The organism is Jeotgalicoccus aerolatus, from assembly GCF_014635205.1.
In the GTDB taxonomy this organism is placed as follows: domain Bacteria; phylum Bacillota; class Bacilli; order Staphylococcales; family Salinicoccaceae; genus Jeotgalicoccus; species Jeotgalicoccus aerolatus.
The window spans coordinates 729,347-746,849 of sequence record NZ_BMCN01000001.1 but is presented as its reverse complement, the minus strand read 5'-3'; the positions used below and the strand labels follow the sequence as shown (position 1 = coordinate 746,849).

Below are 17,503 nucleotides of genomic sequence, written 5' to 3'. Positions count from 1 at the left end.
ATGGACTGATTAAAACGCAATGAAAAGGTTAAATATGATATAATAAACCGACAAGAAAACTTCGGAAAGTAAATTTTATTGACTGAGAAATACTTTAATAACACTTGTATTTCCGGTGAAAATTTGCTTATAATGAAATGATGTATTAGGAGGCGAAATTAATGGCGCTGGAAATAGAAAATGAATTAGGTAAAATAGAAATTTCTACAGACGTAATCGCAAATATTGCGGGCGGTACTGTAGTCGAATCTTATGGTGTAGTCGGAATGGCTTCAAAGAACCAGGTTCGTGACGGTTTTGCAGAACTTTTAGGTAAAGAAAATTATTCACGCGGAGTAATTGTTGAACACAATGAAGCGAAACTGTCGATAGAATTATATATTATCGTCGGTTACGGTGTGAAGATTTCAGAAGTAGCATCAAACGTACAATCTACTGTAAAATATAAACTTGAAAAAACATTAGGCTTAAGTATTGAAGCTGTAAATATACACGTACAAGGTGTACGCATTATCGGCGGAGACGAATAGTTGGGGAGGATTTACAATACAATGAATAAAATAGATGGCTTGATGTTCCGCCAAATGATCTTAGGCGGAGCACGTAATCTGAAGAAAAATGCTGATTATGTCGATTCATTAAACGTTTTCCCCGTTCCTGACGGCGATACTGGTACGAATATGAATCTTTCGATGTCTTCAGGTGCGGCGGAAGTTGAACCGCTTGATGACAAGCATATCGGAAATGTTGGGAAACATTTCTCTAAAGGACTGCTCATGGGCGCCCGCGGAAACTCGGGTGTTATTTTATCGCAGTTATTCAGAGGTTTCTCTAAAGCGATAGAAGGTAAAGAAGACATCGATGCAGACGAATTTATCGAAGCATTAAAACAAGGCGTTAAAACTGCATATAAAGCAGTGATGAAACCTGTTGAAGGGACAATTTTAACTGTAGCTAAAGATGCTGGTGAAAAAGCTGAAGAATTTAAAGACTCAGATGCATCGCTGGTAGACGTCATGTCTGCAACACTTGAAGAGGCGAAAGCTTCGCTTAAACGTACACCTGAACTGCTTGCAGTATTAAAAGAAGTCGGTGTTGTTGATTCCGGCGGCCAGGGTCTTGTTTACGTTTACGAAGGCTTCTTAAGCGCACTGACAGGTGAGGAAATCGAAGCAGACGAAAGTCAGGAATCAGCACTTTTAAATGCTGACAGCCACGATCACAACGATGATTTCGATGACTTCATGAGCGTGGATGACATTGAATTCGGCTACTGTACTGAATTTATGGTCCGTTTTGAAGATGAAAAGCGCGAATTTAAAGAAGATGAATTCCGTGAAGAGATGAGCGAATTTGGTGATTCTCTGCTGGTTATTAATGACGACGAGATCGTAAAAGTTCACGTGCATACTGAAACGCCGGGTGAGGCATTTACTTATGCAGCAACTTACGGTGAACTCATTAAGATGAAAGTAGAAAACATGCGCGAACAGTTTAGAACTGTCCACGGTGAGAAAAATACTGCAGCGGCAGAAAAAGAATCTTACGATACAGCAGTCATTACAGTATCATCAGGCGAAGGCATTAACGAACTGTTCAAGAGTCTCGGTGTAACACACGTTATTAACGGCGGACAGACGATGAACCCTGCAACAGAAGATATCGTTAATGTGATTAAAGATGCGGATGTAAAACAGGTTATTATACTTCCTAATAACAAAAATATTATAATGGCAGCAGAGCAGGCTGTTAAAGTCTTAGACGTGCCTGCAGCTGTAGTTAAATCAACGTCGATTCCAGAAGGTCTGACGAGTATGCTGAGCTTTAATCCTGAAGCTGAACTTGAAGATAACGAACGTGCGATGAGCGAATCTCTGAACCACGTTCAAACCGGGCAAGTCACATACTCAGTCCGGGACACTAAAATCGACGGTATAGAGATTAAAAAAGATCAGCATATGGGTATTGCTGACGGAAAAATCATTACAGCCAATGACAGCAAAAAAGATACACTCCATACACTTATCAGTGAAATGATAAATGAAGAGACAGAAATCATAACAATATTAATCGGTGAAGGCGGCAGCGAAGAAGAAGTTGAGGCAGTCGTTAATAGTATAGAAGGCAGCCACGAAGATGTTGAATTTGAAATTCACAACGGTGCGCAGCCGGTATATAGTTATTTAATATCTGTCGAATAACAATAACAGCCACATCGGTTATTCCGATGTGGCTTTTTGGACTTTAGGAGGGGACGTTATGAAGTTTAAGAGCGTGTTTGATATTATAGGACCGGTTATGGTCGGACCGTCATCATCACATACAGCAGGGGCAGCCAGAATCGGTATGCTCGCAAGAAGTTTATTCGGCGGCCAGCCGAGCAAGGTAGATATTTATCTGTACGGATCATTCCGCGATACGTATCAGGGGCATGCAACAGACGTTGCTCTGCTCGGCGGTATTCTCGGTTACGATACTGATGATGAACGGATTATCAATGCTAAAAAAGAAGCTGAAAATAATCATTTAACTTATAATTTTATAGAAATGAATGAAGAACGTTCGCATCCAAATACAGCAGTGCTTCATTTGTTTAAAGGCGAAGAAGAACTCGTAATTGAAGGAGTGTCCATCGGCGGCGGCAAGATTGAGCTCGTGAGTATTAACGGCTACAGCATTAATATTTCAGGAAATTATCATGCGCTCCTAGTATTCCACAAAGATGAATTCGGAACGATTGCCCGAGTGACGACTAAACTCGGCGATGAGCAGCTGAACATTTCACAGATGAGCGTGTCGCGTAAAGAAAAAGGGCAGGTTGCTTTAATGACTGTCGAGTTGGATGACACTGTGACAGCTTCAACATTAGAAGAAATTAGAGCGGTCAAGGGTGTCGACCGTGTAATAGAAATGACGGGAGGATGACGATATGTTTAACAGTATAAATCAATTAGTAGAACGTGCGCTGTCAGAAGGCATACCTTTATCTGAAGTAATGATGCTGCAGGAAATGGAAGCGACAGGACAAAGCCGTCTCGATATATATAGTACGATGAAAACAAATCTTGATACGATGGAAGGCGCTGTAGCAGAAGGCATCGAAGGGGTGCATTCGACTACAGGCTTAACAGGTATGGACGCAGTTAAAATGCAGAAGTACATTGATTCCGGCAAAGGTTTAAGCGGGGAACTGAATCTGTTAGCTATAGCTAATGCAGTCAGCACTAACGAAGTGAACGCCGCTATGGGTAAAATTTGTGCCACGCCGACAGCAGGGTCAGCAGGTGTCGTACCCGGTGTTTTATTTGCCATGGTTAAAAAAGACCCGTCTATTACTGAAGAACAGAAAATCCGTTTTCTCTTTACTTCAGGCGCATTTGGTTTTGTCGTTGCAAATAATGCAAGCATTTCAGGTGCGGCGGGCGGCTGCCAGGCAGAAGTTGGCAGCGCCAGTGCAATGGCTGCAGCCGCCCTCGTTGAATTAGCGGGCGGTACGCCGGAGATGAGTGCCCACGCTTTTGCGATTGCTATGAAAAACATGCTGGGTCTCGTCTGTGATCCGGTAGCCGGTCTTGTTGAAGTGCCATGTGTCAAACGTAATGCAGCAGGGGCAACAAACGCTCTGACAGCTGCAGATATGGCGCTTGCGGGTATTGAATCGCGTATCCCAGCAGATGAAGTGATTGAAGCAATGTACAAAATCGGCTTAACAATGCCGTCAGCACTCCGTGAAACGGGCCGCGGCGGTCTGGCAGGAACTCCGACGGGAGAACGCTTAAAAGCTGAACTTTTCGGTGCGAAATAATGAGCGGCATCCATGTCGTTCAAAGCCCTGACAGGAGTATTAAAGAATTAAAAGGCGTCGGCGACAAAGTGGCAGAAAAATTATCATCCCTGCAGATAACGGGGATGAATGACGTACTCTTCCACTTGCCGACGAGCTACATAGACCACAGCGTGGTCAATTTAAACGAAGCAGCGGACGGTATGAATTTAACAGTGGAGGGTACTGTTAAAACTGAGCCGCAAGTTGCTTTTTTTCGTAAGGGCAAAAGCCGGCTGACTTTTTTTATGGATATCGACGGTATATATGTAAAAATTACTTTTTTTAATCAGCCATATTTGAAAAATAAAATTATAAACGGTGAATTTGCCCGTCTATACGGTAAGTTTAACCGCAATAAACTGGAAATTAACGGCAGCAGACTAATCTTTGAAGCAGGCGGCGGCTACCAGGTTAAATATCCGCTCGGCGGCGTTATGCAGTCGAAAACCTTTCAAAAAATAGTCCAGTCAGCTTTTGAAACAGCAACTTTTAACGTCGATTTGCCGGACGAATTACGAGCGAAATATAAATTGATGCCTGTCCGTGAGGCGCTGTATGCGCTGCATTTCCCGAAAGACAGTGTTACGGTGGCGAATGCCAGACGGACAATTAAATTTTATGAGCTGTATCACTATCAGCTTAAAATTATGGCGCGCCGGCAAAAAGAACGCGTGAGAAATGAGCGCTTTATCGTCGATTATAAAATCGATGAATTAAAGGAATTTATCGATACGCTGCCTTTTGAATTAACAGGAGATCAGAAAAAGAGTGTCAATGATATATGCCGCGACTTTAAGCAGAACATATCGATGCACCGTCTGCTGCAGGGAGACGTCGGGAGCGGTAAGACGATCGTTGCCGGAATTTGTGTTTATGCAGTAAAAACAATTGGCGAGCAAAGTGCGGTGATGGTGCCGACAGAAGTACTGGCCAATCAGCATTACGAAAGTTTTAAAGATACTTACGGTGACAAATTAACTATCGCAAAACTGACCGGAACGACGAAACCGGCTGAAAAAAGAGAGATACTCGCCCGCTTGAAAGCGGGTGAAATCGATCTTTTGGTCGGTACACATTCGCTGATAGAAGATGATGTAATATTTGACCGGCTGTCTTTTATTATTACCGATGAACAGCACCGGTTTGGTGTGAATCAGAGGGAGAAATTGAATAACAAGGCTTACCGGCAAAATGTGCTGTACATGACGGCGACACCGATACCGAGAACTTTATCGATTACCGCTTATGGGGATATGGATGTTTCCGTTATTCGGGAAATGCCGAAAGGCAGAATTCCAATTGAGACAGAGTGGCGCAGATTTAAAGAAATCGATTATGTACTCAATTTTGTAAAATCTGAAATCGATAAAGGACACAGTGCTTATATCGTTGCACCACTAATTGAAGAATCGGAAACTTTGGATTTGAAAAACGTCTATGAAATTTACCAGATTTTTGAAGACTACTTCAGTCCGGAAGATGTCGTTTTAGTTCACGGACGAATGAAAGCTGAAGAGAAAAATGAAGCGATGCGTTCCTTCGAGGCGCTGGAAAAACCGCTGCTCGTCTCGACAACAGTCATTGAAGTCGGCATAAACGTGCCAAATGCAACCACCATTGTTATATTTAACGCAGAACGTTTCGGATTATCAACGCTCCATCAGCTTAGGGGCCGTGTCGGGCGAAGCAGCAAGAAGAGTTACTGTGTGTTGGTGAGTGACCCGCAGACGGAAAATGCCAAGCAGCGAATGGATATTATGACAAGTACGACTGACGGGTTTGTGCTGAGTGAAAGAGACCTCGAAATGAGAGGACCGGGCGATTATTTCGGTGTACGCCAGAGCGGTCTGCCGCAATTTAAAGTAGCGGATATTACTGAAGATTACCGAATTCTCGAAGTAGCGAGAGAAGAGGCAGTTAAAGTATATGAAACTAACAATTTATAACACTGACGGGAGGAAATATTCATGAGGATTTTGATTAGACTGCTTGGAGTATTAATGATTATTGCCGCAATCATGCTGTTTTTCTGGCAGGATATTCGTGAATATTTTACAGATCAGGTCAACGAGCAGATCATTACTGCATATCAGGCAAACGATGTTGAAAAAGAACATGTTAAACTGAACCCGATAGAAACCTTTGTAACAGGAATCGAGCAGGACACAGAAGGAATTAACATCGGTGAAGATATGGCTGGAATACTGGAAATTGCCAGTGCAGATATATTAGAACCGGTATATTTAGGACCCCTGACTGAAGAAAAAATGCGTAACGGCGTAGGATTTTTAGAAGAAACAGATAATCTGGATATGCAGAACATTCCAATTGCCGGCCACCGCGTTGAAGGGGCAGGAATCCGATTTAATTATATCGACCGTGCGGCTGTCGGTGATGAAATTAAATTCATTACGAGAGACGAAACACGGGTATATGAAATTAAGGAAATATTCGAAGTCGACCCGTCTGAAGTCAGTGTACTTGACCAGACAGAAGGTGCGACCCAGGAACTTACTTTAATCACATGTGAAGAATACAATCCAGAGACGCTGCTGTTTGAAAAACGGCTGATCGTTAAAGCTGAATTGGTTAGCGCATAATATATTTAGCATCCGAATCTTTATATTCAGAGATTCGGATGTTTTTTATATATTTAAGGGATAAAATAGCTGGTTGCTTAGCTCAGAGTGTCAATCAAACTCATTTGATTGACAGTGTAGACGCAAAAAGTCGCGATAATCCCCAAAAATCCAGCCTGTCATCTCACAGTGTCATTCGAACCTATTTGACTGACAGTGTAGCCCCCCTTCAAATAAATCCCATCAGCAAACGCTATGACTCACAATAAAAATACTTTCCCAAATTAATTGAAATAAGGAGCCAGGTTTTATATACTGATTTTAGTGTTATATATAGATGTTAATACCAACTACTAAAAGAGGAATCAGAATGGTGAAGCTAAAAAAACAGGAGCGTCAATCAAGTTTAGAATCTCATATTACTGAAGATCCGTTCTTAACGGATGAGCAGCTGGCTAATATTTTTGATGTGTCGATTCAAACGATACGGCTGGACCGGCTGGAATTGAACATTCCTGAGCTGCGTGCCCGCATTAAGAATGTAGCGCGTGAGGGTGTTGATAAAATCCGCTCACTGTCGATTCAAGAAGTAGTCGGAGAAATTATCGATATTGAATTGAATCAGAGCGCGCTGTCGCTTTTTATCGTAGAAGAAGGTCACGTGTTTGAAAAGAATCAAATTGCACGTGGACATTTTCTGTTCGCTCAGGCGAACTCGCTGTGTGTGGCTTTAATCGATGAACCGCTTGCTTTAACTCAGCATGCGGCGGTGGATTTTAAACGTCCGGCAAAATTACACGATAAAGTTGTCGCGAAAGCGAAAGTAACAGCGATGGACAATAATAAAGCACACATCGAAGTAGAATCGAAAGTCGATGGAAAAATAATTTTTACTGGTAAATTTGAAATGTATTATAAAGATGAAGGTGAGTAAACGATGACTAAAATTGCTGTAGATTTAATGGGCGGAGATAATGCCCCGAAAGCGATAGAAGAAGGTGTACTGCTGGCTGCGGATGAATTTCAGGATATAGAGATTCTGGCATTCGGCTTAGCGGGCAGCTATAACGGGAATCACCCGCGTGTTACGTTCATCGAGGTGACAGAGAAGATTGAATCGGATGATGATCCCGTAAAATCTGTCAGAAAGAAAAAAGACAGCTCGCTTGTCAGAGCGGTCAAAGCAGTTGCTGATGATGAAGCGGATGCAATTGTCTCAGCAGGGAATACCGGTGCAATAATGAGTGCCGGCCTGTTCGGCGTTAAGCGTATTAAAGGGATCGACCGTCCGGCAATTACAACGATGCTGCCGACGACTTCAGGTAAAGGGATGCTCATGCTTGATATGGGTGCCAACTCTGAAAACAAACCGAATCATTTACTGCAGTTTGCGCAGATGGCAAGTGTGTATATGGAAAATATTGAAGGGCGTAAAAATCCGACAATCGGTTTAATTAACAACGGCAGTGAGGAAATTAAAGGAACGGAATTGACTAAAGAAACGTATCAGCTGCTTAAAAACAGCAATTTGAATTTTACAGGTTTCTTCGAAACGCGCGACATTCTGACAGGCGATATTGATATCGCAGTCACTGACGGCTTTACAGGGAATGTTGTGTTAAAAACGATTGAAGGAACTTCTTCAAGCCTGCTCGGTGAAGTGAAAAAAATTATGCTGAAAAGTCCAGTCAATAAATTGGCTGCACTGGCGATGAAAAATGATTTTGGAGAACTTAAAAACATGCTTGATTACAGACAATTTGGCGGTGCGCCGCTGATGGGTCTACAGGGCAATGTAATAAAAGCGCATGGTTCTTCCGATCCGACTGCGATAGTCAACGCAGTGAAACAGGCGAAGATTATGGCAGACTCAGGTACTATCGACAAAATTAAAGAGTTAATAGGTGAAAACAATGAGTAAATTAATAATTTTCCCGGGACAAGGTGCCCAGTACGGCGGCATGGCTAAAGATTTATACGAACAAAACGATAAAGCTCGCGCCGTGCTCGATGAAATTTTTTCATATACTGATTTCGATTTAAAAGAAATTATGTTCAGTGAAGATGACGACAGATTAAACGATACGAAATATACGCAGCCTGCCTTATTTGCGCACAGTTTGGCTGTACTTGCTGCAACTGGTCTAAAAGGGGATTACTTACTCGGACATTCTCTCGGTGAGCTGCCTGCACTCGTTCACGCGGGAACAGTATCGCTTAAAGATGGTGTTAAACTCGTGACTAGACGCGGTGAATTAATGAGCCAGGCGGACAGCGGGGCTATGGCTGCAGTTATCGGCATGGGCTTTAAAGATCTTGAAGACGCATGCAGCAGTGCGTCAGAAGGCGATTCTAAAGTAGCACCGGCGAATATTAATGCGCCTGATCAAGTGGTTGTATCCGGAGATACTGAAGCAGTTGACCGCTTTAAAGCACTGGCTAAAGAAAGAGGCGCACGCCGTATTATTCCTTTAAAAGTATCCGGGGCTTTCCACTCGCACTTAATGGAACCGGCAAGAGCTGAATTTAAAACTTTCACTGAAACGATTGAGTTTAAAGATGCAAACATTCCGGTAATACAAAATGTCAGCGCTAAAGCTGAAACGGATGCAGCGACGATTAAACATCAGTTCGTTGAACAGATTACGCATCCGGTCCGTTTTGTAGAATGCGTAGAGACAGCAGCATCACTCGGTGTTACAGAAGCAGTTGAAGTCGGGCCGAAGAAAGTGCAGTCCGGTCTGGTCCGGAAAATCACTAAAGAGATTTCGACTTCAAATATCGATACATTTGAACAAGCGGAGGGATTCTTAAATGAGTAAGATTGCATTAATTACAGGTGCATCACGCGGCATTGGCCGTGAAATCGCACTGACACTTGGCGCTGAAGGGCATACAATTATCGTGAACTATTCAGGTTCAAAAGATAAAGCAGAGGCTGTGGTGCAGGAAATTATTAATAATGGCGGCAAAGCTGAAAGTTATCAGTGCCACGTACAAAACGCCGACGACGTTAAAGCGATGATTAAATACATTACAGATACTTACGGTTCAATTGATATTGTAGTTAATAATGCAGGTATAACGAGAGACAATCTCTTAATGCGCATGAAAGAGAGCGAATTTGACGATGTGATTGACGTAAACTTAAAAGGTGTGTTTAACGTAATTAAGAGCGTGTCCCGTCCAATGATTCGTCAAAAGTCAGGCAGCATCGTTAATATTTCAAGTATTGTCGGTTCACTGGGTAATGCCGGTCAGACGAACTACGTTGCAACAAAAGCAGGTATTGACGGCATTACAAAATCTGTAGCAAGAGAGCTGGCATCAAAAAATATTACCGTAAACGGTGTGGCACCCGGTTTTATTAAGAGCGATATGACAGATGTTCTCGGTGACGATGTTAAAGACGGCATGCTGCAGCAAATTCCGCTGAAACATTTCGGCGAAGCGAAAGACATTGCAAATACTGTCAATTTCTTAACGAGCGATAAAGCATCGTATATCACAGGGCAGGTTATACACGTCAACGGCGGTATGTACATGGGTTAAAAGCTGTGATATTATTTAAGGGAGGTGAATTGAATAATGGCTAACATTGACAAAATTAAAGACATCATCGTTGACAAACTTGGCATCGATGAAGAAAAAGTAACAAGAGAAGCATCTTTTAAAGATGATCTTGGTGCAGACTCACTTGATATCGCTGAATTAGTGATGGAACTTGAAGATGAGTTTGATATGGAAATCCCTGATGAAGAAGCTGAAAAAATCAACACAGTAGGCGACGCATTAGATTTCATTGACAAAATTGAAAAAGAACAATAAAACACTTGAAAAATCCACTTATGATGAAGTGGATTTTTCTTTGTGAATATATATTAATAATAGTAAAATGGATGAGGTGAATATATGGATTTTCAAGTCGTATTAAATAAAGTGAAAACGGACAAATCAGCTGAACAGAAGCTGCAGAAATTTAACGAATTATTTACAACATTTGCTGGAAGAATTAATATTTCAACTGGCAATATCGGTCTTTATCAGCAGGCATTTATGCACAGTTCTTATATTAACGATTTAGGACTCGATAAAAGATATAACAATGAGCGTCTCGAATTTCTCGGCGATGCGGTACTAGAATTGATGGTGTCAGATCATATTTTTAATAAGTACGAAGAACTGCCTGAAGGCAGATTAACAAAACTTCGTGCAAATATCGTGTGTGAACCTTCACTTGTAGTATTTGCCTCGAAACTCGACATGCCGAAACTAATATTGCTCGGACGCGGCGAAGATAAAACAGGCGGCAGAGACCGTCCATCAATAGTAAGTGATGCATTTGAAGCATTTCTCGGTGCACTGTATCTCGATCAGGGTCATCAGGCTGCCGAGCAGTTTTTAAAAGACTTCGTTTACCCGCATATTACTTCGGAAGATTACAATGCGGTCATCGATTACAAAACAATGCTGCAGGAATATGCACATCAGGCCTTCCAGGAGAGCGTGACTTATGAACTCGTCAGTTCCAAAGGGCCGAGCCACCATCGTCAGTTTGAGACCGAAGTGTCAATCGGCGGAAGAATGTACGGAAAAGGTATGGGATTATCGAAAAAAGAATCAGAACAACAAGCAGCTAAAAGTGCACTCAATGCACTTGGCCAAGAGGTGTAAAATAGATGGTATTTTTAAGGCAAATCGATGCGCATGGTTTTAAATCATTTGCAGATAAGGTCAATATTAAATTTGACAGCGGTGTAACTGCTGTCGTCGGTCCGAACGGGAGCGGCAAAAGCAACATTACCGATGCCATCAGATGGGTACTCGGTGAACAGTCCGCCCGCATGATGCGCGGATCTAAAATGGAAGATATTATATTTGACGGCACTGTCAACCGCAGTTCGATGAATTACGCATCGGTCAGTCTGATACTGGATAACGACGATAAAACGCTCGGTGACGATAAAGAAGTTGTCATTTCGAGAAAATTGTATAGAAATGGCGACAGCGAGTATTTTATCAACAGTCAAAAATCTAAGTTAAAAGATATTACGGAACTGTTTTTAGATTCAGGACTCGGTAAAAATGCCTACAATATTATCAGCCAGGGTCAGGTCGATGAAATACTAAAAGCCAAACCGGTTGAAAGACGTAAAATTATCGAAGAAGCTGCGGGAGTAATGAAGTATAAAAACCGCAAACAGGAGTCTGAAAAACGGCTGGATGAAACTAAACAGAACTTAGCACGTGTCCATGATATTATCGAAGAAATCAGTTCGCGTGTGACACGTCTCGAACGTGAAAGTGCCATTGCAGAAGAATACCTGGCGCTGAAGGAAGAAATGACTCAAAGCGATATTGAAGTAAACGTCTTTGATACGATGAATCTGTTAAATGAGCTTGAAGAGATTGCCGGACGGATTAAAAAAGAAGAAGCCGGTCTGGAATCAGCCCGGGAAACTTTAAAAGAAGTAGTTTCAGCACTCGAAGGGCTTGAACAGGAAAGGGAAAGCCTGCAGCAGCAAGAGCGCACACTGAATCAGACGCTGCTGGAAACGACGCGGGAACTTGAAAAAATTGAAGGGCGCATCGCTTTATATGCAGAGCGCGAAACGAATAAAGAAACGCTGAAGCAGGATTTAGAAAACCGGCTGAAAAACTATGAAGAAGAACTGAACACTCTAACAGCATCACTGAAGCAGGAAGAACAGAAAAAGAAAGACATGACAGACAACAGTGTACAGCTTGCCAAGTCCGTAAAAGACAAAAAACGTGAATTGAATGTTGTGCAGTCGACGGACGACAGCAATATTGAAAAACTGAAAGACGAATACTACGAGCTGATGGTCAAAAAGACAACGCTCGAAAACGATAAACGCCGTAACCGGGATGAACAGACTAAACTCGCAGACAGTATTCAGTATAAAACTGAACGCTTAACCGCGGTGAATGAAGAAATTAAAACGCTGGAAACAAATTTTTCAGAGAAAAGTCAGGCGCTCAATGAAACGGCTGAAAAATTAACGTCAGCACGTAATGACTATAAAGATGTTAGAAATAAGCTCAACGAGCTGAATAGCCAGTACGATAAAGCGAAAAGTGATTACAGCCGGGCAGAGAACTTTATCCAAAACCAGCAGTCAAAACTCGATATGCTGAAAAATATGGAAGAGAACTATCAGGGCTATTATCCGGGTGTTCGTGCAGTGCTTAAAAATAGAGACAGCATTCCCGGAGTTATCGGTGCAGTCGGCGAATTAATTTCAGCACCGGCTGAATATATGACCGCGCTCGATACGGCGCTTGGTCAGGCAAGCCAGAACATCGTTATGGATGTGGAGCATAATGCCCGAACTGCGATTTCATATTTAAAACAGAAGAAGCTTGGTTTTGCGACCTTTCTGCCGCTCGATACGATCCGTGAACGGCATCTGTCAGTCGATGTAGAAAAATCTCTTCAGGCATCGAATATTGATTATCAGATTCTTTCTGAAGTTGCAGATATTAAACGCGAATATCACAAAATTTTACTTCACCTCGTTAATACGACAGTTGTCGTAGAAAATATGAGCGACGCTTCTGCACTGGCGAGAGCGACCGGCCAGCGGGTCCGTATTATTACGCTGGACGGCGAAACGATAATGCCGGGCGGAGCGATGAGCGGGGGCTCCCGCAACCGTAAAGGTTCGATTATGGAAGCAAAAAAAGAAATCGCTGATATAACAGAAAAAATAAAAGACTATTCCACACAGACATCATCGCTTAAAGAAGCGGTTGATAATGCTTCAGAAGAAATTGCAGATGCCACTGTTCAGCTGAAACAGCTGGAAGAAGCGGGAACTTCATTCGGTGCATCACATGATGCACTGCAGCAGGAAGTGACCCAGCTTGAATTTACGCTGGCGAAAGAAAGAGAGACTGCAGCTGAATTAAAACGCGAAGTAGAGGGCATGTCGACGAACAAAGATGCAGGCAACTTTGATGCTGAAATTGAGCAATACACACAGCAGATGACTGATATTAACACGCGTTTAGATATGATGAGTCAGTCACAAAGTGAAAAAGATGCACAGTTCGAACAGCTTCAAAGTGAACTCCAGCAGCTGAATAATGATAAAATAACATTAGAAGGCGAAATGCGTTTTACTGATGCAGCAATTGAGCGCATCAATGAAAATATCAGCAGTGTGCAATACAATATCGAAAATACGAAGAGTGAAGCAGATATGGTGAATGATGATCTTTCAACGATGAATATTTCAGAGCTGAAAGAGAACAAAACTGAGCTGTCAAAATCACTTGAGCAAATCAACAGCAATCTTTTAGAAATTACAGAGAAGCTTACAGCGATTAAAGAAGATTATAAGAAGAAAACCGAAAAAGAAAATGAACTGCGCAAGCAGGCGGATGCGAGCCAGCAGCAGTTAAGAATTGACTCCGCTGCCGAGGAAGGTATCGATACGCAGATTGAAAATAAGATGGCGTATTTAAGCGAGACATACAAAATGACTTACGAACTGGCCAGAGAAGGATTCAGCGAATTCAGCAATATTGAATCCAAGCGTCAGAAAATCAGTCTAAACAAAAAGAGTATCGAAGAACTTGGACCTGTAAATATCGGTGCAATCGAAGAGTTCCAAATGGTCAACGAGCGTTATACGTTCTTAAAAGAACAGGAAGAAGATTTAATCGGTGCCCGCCAAACTCTGCTCGATGTCATCGGCGAAATGGATGAAGCAGTATCCGAACGCTTTAAAGAAACATTCTATCAAGTGAATCATTACTTCCAGGAAGTATTTACCGATATGTTCGGTGGCGGCCGGGCGGAACTCAGACTGCTCGAAGAAGGCAACTATCTGGATTCCGGCATAGAAATATTTGCCGAACCGCCGGGTAAAAAATTGTCTTCGCTGTCGCTGTTATCAGGCGGCGAACGTGCACTGACTGCAATCAGTCTCTTGTTCAGTGTACTGAGAGTTAAAGTCAGTCCATTTATAATACTGGATGAAGTCGAAGCGGCGCTCGACGAAGCAAATGTCACCAGATACGCAAAATATTTAAAGAAACTGTCGCATGATACGCAGTTTATCGTTATTACTCACCGTAAGGGTACGATGGAAGAATCGGACCGCCTGTTTGGTGTTACTATGCAGGAAAAAGGAGTAACGAAACTGATCAGCGTCGATTTGAAAAATTATGAAGAGCCGGCACCGGCAGGAGAGGAAGGAATTTAATGGGTATTTTTGACCGTTTTAGACGCAAGAAAAAAACAGAAGAAGCAAAACCGGCTTCGCTCGAGTCGCAGACGGATATGCTTGATGACGGTCTGATTTCACTCGATGAATTCGAAGAGTGGGAACAGGAACAGCTCAGCTATAAGTTTGAACAGGGGCTTAAAAAGAGCCGCGACAAATTCCAGCAGGATATCAACGCGCTTATGGCACGCTACCGCACCGTCGATGAAGATTTCTTTGAAGCATTGGAAGAAGTGCTGATTTCAGCCGATGTCGGTTTTAATACTGTGATGGAATTAACAGAAGAACTGCGTAAAGAAGCGCAGCTGAAAAACATTACTGAAACGTCTGATTTAAAAGAGACTATCGTTGAAAAAATGGTTGAAATATATGAACGTAACGGTGACTTGTCAGATGAAATGACTATTAACAGCGACGGTTTGACAGTCGTATTAATGGTCGGCGTTAACGGTGTCGGCAAAACGACATCGATCGGCAAACTCGCTCATAAATATACGCAGGAAGGCAAGAAAGTGATGCTGGCAGCAGGTGATACTTTCCGTGCCGGGGCAATAAACCAGCTGCAAGTGTGGGGCGACCGTGTCGGTGTAGATGTTATTAAACAGGCAGAAGGTTCTGATCCAGCAGCGGTAATGTACGATGCAGTGAATGCAGCGAAAAAACGCGGCGCAGATATTCTCTTCTGTGATACTGCAGGCCGTCTGCAAAATAAAGGCAACTTAATGAATGAGCTGTCTAAAATTAAAAGAGTCATTCAAAAAGTCGTGCCGGAAGCACCGCACGAAGTACTCCTGGTGCTCGATGCAACGACTGGGCAAAATGCACTCAGCCAGGCGAAAGCATTTAAAGAAGTGACGGATGTATCCGGTATTATTTTATCGAAACTTGACGGGACGGCTAAAGGCGGTATCGTTCTGGCTATTAAAAATGAACTCGGTATTCCGGTGAAATTCGTCGGTCTCGGAGAGCAGCTGGATGATCTGCAGCCGTTCGATGCAGAAAACTATGTGTACGGCTTATTTGCTGATATGATTCAGGAGTCGGATGCACTCGAAGAAAAATTAGAGGAAGATAAAAATGACGACTGATTTAGAACGCACGATGCGGATGAATTATCTGTACGACTTTTATCAATCTCTGTTAACTGAAAAACAGCAGAAATATATAGAACTCTATTATTTGGAAGATTTTCAGTTCAGCGAAATTGCAGAAGAGATGAACGTGACACGGCAGGCTGTCTATGATAACCTTAAGCGCTCACGAGATATGCTGGAGCAATATGAAGAAACACTTGGCATGTATAAAAATTTTAATAAACGTCTGGATTTGTATGCAAAGCTGAAGAAACAGCTTGGCGGCAATATAACTGAGGACGTTAAACAGATAATAGATAAACTTGAGAAATTAGATTAAGGAGGACACTACTATGGCTTTTGAAGGTCTTGGAGAAAGACTGCAGTCCACAATGGACCGTATTAAAGGTAAAGGTAAAGTAACTGAATCTGACGTTAAAGTCATGATGCGGGAAGTGCGCCTTGCACTCCTTGAAGCGGACGTTAACTTTAAAGTGGTTAAGCAGTTTGTTAATGATGTAAAAGAACGTGCCCTCGGTGCGGATGTCATGCAGAGCCTGACACCCGGCCAGCAGGTCATTAAGATTGTTCAGGAAGAATTAACGGCACTGATGGGCGGAGAGAATCAAAAGATTAATCTGTCTCAAAAACCGCCGACTGTAATAATGATGGTCGGTCTGCAGGGTGCCGGTAAAACAACGACGGCAGGCAAGCTGGCGCTGCATCTTCGTAAAAAACACAATAAGCGCCCGCTCTTAGTCGCGGGAGATATTTACCGTCCGGCAGCCATTGATCAGCTGCAAACAGTCGGCAAGCAAATTGATATTCCTGTTTTCGCACTCGGCGATCAGGTTAAACCTGAAGAAATTGCGACACGGGCACTGGAACACGCTAAGGAAGAACACCTGGATACGGTAATTATCGATACAGCCGGGCGTCTTCATATCGACGAAGCGCTGATGAACGAACTGAAAAACGTTAAAGAAATTTCAAATCCAAATGAAATTATGCTCGTCGTCGACTCGATGACCGGGCAGGATGCGGTCAACGTCGCAGAAAGTTTCAATGATTTACTCGATATTACCGGAGTGACGCTGACTAAACTGGACGGCGACACACGAGGCGGGGCTGCATTGTCTATCCGCTCGGTTACAGAAAAACCGATTAAATTTATCGGGGTATCTGAAAAACTGGACGGCCTGGAAGCCTTCCACCCGGAACGTATGGCATCAAGAATTCTCGGTATGGGCGATGTGATGTCAATTATCGAAAAAGCACAGGACAACGTTAATGAAGCAGATCAAAAAGCACTTGAGAAGAAACTGAAAGATTCGAGTTTTACTTTAGATGATTTCCTCGGTCAGATGGATCAGGTGAAAACACTCGGACCGCTGGATGATCTCTTAAAAATGATGCCTGGTGCCAACAAGATCAAAGGACTAGATAAAATGCAGTTCTCAGGCAAGGAAATTGATCACGTTCAGGCAATTATCCGTTCTATGACGCTCGATGAGCGCGAACACCCTGAGAAACTGAACGCCAGCCGTAAAAAACGTATTTCTAAAGGTTCCGGCCGTTCACTGCAGGAAATTAACCGTCTGCTGAAACAATTTAACGATATGAAGAAAATGATGAAGCAGATGACAAGCGGTAAAAAGAAAGGCAAAAACCCGTTCGGCAACATGGGACTGCCATTTTAAAATAAAAACACACACGTAAAGAAAAAACTCTTTACATGTGTGTTTCTGTTTGTTATGATAAGAAAGTCGA

Annotated in this window: 16 protein-coding genes; all 16 read left to right on the top strand. The window is 42.7% G+C overall.

The annotated features are described in order from the left end of the window. Positions 1–161: 161 nt before the first annotated feature. The 16 genes from IEU81_RS03795 (at position 162) to ffh (ending at position 17,433) form a co-directional block, all read left to right on the top strand. Positions 162–530, top strand: coding sequence for an Asp23/Gls24 family envelope stress response protein (locus tag IEU81_RS03795; protein ID WP_092595325.1), 369 nt, complete (start codon positions 162–164; stop codon positions 528–530). Between the two features lie 21 nt (positions 531–551). Next, on the top strand, positions 552–2,201 hold the full coding sequence (gene fakA / locus IEU81_RS03790) for a DAK2 domain-containing protein (protein ID WP_092595327.1): 1,650 nt from the start codon (positions 552–554) through the stop codon (positions 2,199–2,201). Positions 2,202–2,259: 58 nt separating this feature from the next. Continuing rightward, complete coding sequence (gene sdaAB, locus IEU81_RS03785; RefSeq protein ID WP_186090371.1) at positions 2,260–2,925, top strand: L-serine ammonia-lyase, iron-sulfur-dependent subunit beta; 666 nt, start codon at positions 2,260–2,262, stop codon at positions 2,923–2,925. A gap of 4 nt (positions 2,926–2,929) precedes the next feature. Beyond that, positions 2,930–3,805 (top strand): L-serine ammonia-lyase, iron-sulfur-dependent, subunit alpha, encoded by an 876-nt coding sequence (gene sdaAA / locus IEU81_RS03780; RefSeq protein WP_186090370.1) that lies wholly within the window; start codon positions 2,930–2,932, stop codon positions 3,803–3,805. Further along, complete coding sequence (gene recG / locus IEU81_RS03775) at positions 3,805–5,772, top strand: ATP-dependent DNA helicase RecG (protein WP_186090368.1); 1,968 nt, start codon at positions 3,805–3,807, stop codon at positions 5,770–5,772. The genes sdaAA and recG overlap by 1 nt, the downstream gene beginning before the upstream one ends. 21 nt (positions 5,773–5,793) lie before the next feature. Then, positions 5,794–6,426 (top strand): sortase, encoded by a 633-nt coding sequence (locus tag IEU81_RS03770; RefSeq protein ID WP_186090366.1) that lies wholly within the window; start codon positions 5,794–5,796, stop codon positions 6,424–6,426. A gap of 349 nt (positions 6,427–6,775) precedes the next feature. Continuing rightward, positions 6,776–7,339 carry a transcription factor FapR gene (fapR, locus tag IEU81_RS03765; protein WP_186090364.1) on the top strand — a complete coding sequence of 188 codons (564 nt, stop codon included), beginning with the start codon at positions 6,776–6,778 and terminating at the stop codon, positions 7,337–7,339. Positions 7,340–7,342: 3 nt separating this feature from the next. Next, positions 7,343–8,326 carry a phosphate acyltransferase PlsX gene (gene plsX / locus IEU81_RS03760; protein WP_186090362.1) on the top strand — a complete coding sequence of 328 codons (984 nt, stop codon included), beginning with the start codon at positions 7,343–7,345 and terminating at the stop codon, positions 8,324–8,326. Next, positions 8,319–9,227, top strand: a complete 909-nt coding sequence (gene fabD, locus IEU81_RS03755; protein WP_186090360.1) for an ACP S-malonyltransferase — start codon at positions 8,319–8,321, stop codon at positions 9,225–9,227. Before plsX ends, fabD begins: the two co-directional genes overlap by 8 nt. After that, complete coding sequence (gene fabG, locus IEU81_RS03750; protein ID WP_186090359.1) at positions 9,220–9,957, top strand: 3-oxoacyl-[acyl-carrier-protein] reductase; 738 nt, start codon at positions 9,220–9,222, stop codon at positions 9,955–9,957. The genes fabD and fabG overlap by 8 nt, the downstream gene beginning before the upstream one ends. Positions 9,958–9,993: 36 nt before the next feature. Next, positions 9,994–10,233, top strand: a complete 240-nt coding sequence (locus tag IEU81_RS03745; RefSeq protein WP_026867576.1) for an acyl carrier protein — start codon at positions 9,994–9,996, stop codon at positions 10,231–10,233. A gap of 84 nt (positions 10,234–10,317) precedes the next feature. Continuing rightward, entirely contained in the window at positions 10,318–11,079 is a 762-nt protein-coding gene (gene rnc / locus IEU81_RS03740) for a ribonuclease III (RefSeq protein ID WP_092595343.1), read from the top strand. A 5-nt stretch (positions 11,080–11,084) separates the two neighbouring features. After that, positions 11,085–14,639, top strand: a complete 3,555-nt coding sequence (smc, locus tag IEU81_RS03735; protein ID WP_186090357.1) for a chromosome segregation protein SMC — start codon at positions 11,085–11,087, stop codon at positions 14,637–14,639. Continuing rightward, positions 14,639–15,748, top strand: a complete 1,110-nt coding sequence (gene ftsY, locus IEU81_RS03730) for a signal recognition particle-docking protein FtsY (RefSeq protein WP_186090355.1) — start codon at positions 14,639–14,641, stop codon at positions 15,746–15,748. Before smc ends, ftsY begins: the two co-directional genes overlap by 1 nt. Further along, positions 15,738–16,073: a putative DNA-binding protein gene (locus IEU81_RS03725; protein ID WP_092595349.1), complete on the top strand. Its 336-nt coding sequence runs from the start codon at positions 15,738–15,740 to the stop codon at positions 16,071–16,073. Before ftsY ends, IEU81_RS03725 begins: the two co-directional genes overlap by 11 nt. Before the next feature lie 13 nt (positions 16,074–16,086). Continuing rightward, positions 16,087–17,433 carry a signal recognition particle protein gene (gene ffh / locus IEU81_RS03720; RefSeq protein ID WP_092595351.1) on the top strand — a complete coding sequence of 449 codons (1,347 nt, stop codon included), beginning with the start codon at positions 16,087–16,089 and terminating at the stop codon, positions 17,431–17,433. Positions 17,434–17,503: the final 70 nt, after the last annotated feature.

Coding starts and splice junctions, on each gene's coding strand:
- IEU81_RS03795 (WP_092595325.1), top strand. CDS start 162: ATGGCGCTGGAAATAGAAAATGAATTAGGTAAAATAGAAATTTCTACA.
- fakA (WP_092595327.1), top strand. CDS start 552: ATGAATAAAATAGATGGCTTGATGTTCCGCCAAATGATCTTAGGCGGA.
- sdaAB (WP_186090371.1), top strand. CDS start 2,260: ATGAAGTTTAAGAGCGTGTTTGATATTATAGGACCGGTTATGGTCGGA.
- sdaAA (WP_186090370.1), top strand. CDS start 2,930: ATGTTTAACAGTATAAATCAATTAGTAGAACGTGCGCTGTCAGAAGGC.
- recG (WP_186090368.1), top strand. CDS start 3,805: ATGAGCGGCATCCATGTCGTTCAAAGCCCTGACAGGAGTATTAAAGAA.
- IEU81_RS03770 (WP_186090366.1), top strand. CDS start 5,794: ATGAGGATTTTGATTAGACTGCTTGGAGTATTAATGATTATTGCCGCA.
- fapR (WP_186090364.1), top strand. CDS start 6,776: ATGGTGAAGCTAAAAAAACAGGAGCGTCAATCAAGTTTAGAATCTCAT.
- plsX (WP_186090362.1), top strand. CDS start 7,343: ATGACTAAAATTGCTGTAGATTTAATGGGCGGAGATAATGCCCCGAAA.
- fabD (WP_186090360.1), top strand. CDS start 8,319: ATGAGTAAATTAATAATTTTCCCGGGACAAGGTGCCCAGTACGGCGGC.
- fabG (WP_186090359.1), top strand. CDS start 9,220: ATGAGTAAGATTGCATTAATTACAGGTGCATCACGCGGCATTGGCCGT.
- IEU81_RS03745 (WP_026867576.1), top strand. CDS start 9,994: ATGGCTAACATTGACAAAATTAAAGACATCATCGTTGACAAACTTGGC.
- rnc (WP_092595343.1), top strand. CDS start 10,318: ATGGATTTTCAAGTCGTATTAAATAAAGTGAAAACGGACAAATCAGCT.
- smc (WP_186090357.1), top strand. CDS start 11,085: ATGGTATTTTTAAGGCAAATCGATGCGCATGGTTTTAAATCATTTGCA.
- ftsY (WP_186090355.1), top strand. CDS start 14,639: ATGGGTATTTTTGACCGTTTTAGACGCAAGAAAAAAACAGAAGAAGCA.
- IEU81_RS03725 (WP_092595349.1), top strand. CDS start 15,738: ATGACGACTGATTTAGAACGCACGATGCGGATGAATTATCTGTACGAC.
- ffh (WP_092595351.1), top strand. CDS start 16,087: ATGGCTTTTGAAGGTCTTGGAGAAAGACTGCAGTCCACAATGGACCGT.